Source organism: Microcoleus sp. A003_D6 (assembly GCF_036702825.1).
In the GTDB taxonomy this organism is placed as follows: Bacteria; Cyanobacteriota; Cyanobacteriia; order Cyanobacteriales; family Microcoleaceae; genus Microcoleus.
This window is the reverse complement of the sequence record NZ_JAUBWA010000010.1, coordinates 4,195-5,014: the sequence shown is the minus strand read 5'-3', so window position 1 is coordinate 5,014 and position 820 is coordinate 4,195. Positions and strand designations below refer to the sequence as shown.

At 41.5% G+C, this 820-nt stretch carries 1 protein-coding gene; it reads right to left on the bottom strand.

Translation table 11 applies throughout. The features are described 5' to 3' along the window. Nucleotides 1-82 precede the first annotated feature (82 nt). Nucleotides 83-634, bottom strand: a complete 552-nt coding sequence (locus QUB70_RS04795) for an REP-associated tyrosine transposase (RefSeq protein WP_332978678.1) — start codon at nucleotides 632-634, stop codon at nucleotides 83-85. Between the last annotated feature and the right edge of the window lie 186 nt (nucleotides 635-820).

Below are 820 nucleotides of genomic sequence, written 5' to 3'. Positions count from 1 at the left end.
GTTAGTTATTGTAGGGTGCGTCAGTTGTAAAAATTTGGAACGAGAGACAGAGAATCGTCGGCTGACGCACCCTACGGACTCACTACTCGTGACCGATATCTGCCGGAATATATGGGATGTCATTTGCTCCCCAATCTTCAGGATAAATGCTTTCGGCAACAAATCGATGGAAGCTAGAATATTGCCAATCTTTGGGGGACTGACATAAACCATGTTTGACTGGATTGTAATGAATATAATTGCAATGATTAGCATAGTCTGTTTCATCTCTAATTAAATGTTCCCAAAATCTTCGCTGCCAAAGATTTCTTTCTTTCCGTTTTTGTCTAGATTGGCTAATTTCGGCTGGTATTCCTAATTTATCAGCGCATTTATGTGTGACAAAAGTTTTAATGAATCGCCAACGAGTTGCATAATTGTTATCACCCTCTGGTAGTGTCCAAATACAATGTATGTGATTTGGCAATAAAACAATTGCCTCAATTGAAAAAGGGTAAAGTTGCTGGACTCGGAGCAGGGATTTTCGTAAAGATTCCCGAGCAAGATCGCTGCACAGCCAAGGAATTCTTTGATAAGTAACTTGGGTGAAAAAGTAGGTTGCTCCGGGTATGGTGGCTCTCCGGTAGTTCGACATAATATTGAGTTAGTAGTCGTTAGTTATGGTCGGGTGCGTCAGGACTGAATGTTTTCTGACATTGCTGATTTTTTCGCCTGACGCACCCTACGGTTAGTTAGTTATTGTAGGGTGCGTCAGGACTGAATGTTTTCTGACATTGCTGATTTTTTCGCCTGACGCACCCTACGGTTAGTTAGTTATTGT

Excerpts from the sequence above, each read along its gene's own strand:
- QUB70_RS04795 (WP_332978678.1), bottom strand. The coding sequence starts at position 634 with ATGTCGAACTACCGGAGAGCCACCATACCCGGAGCAACCTACTTTTTC.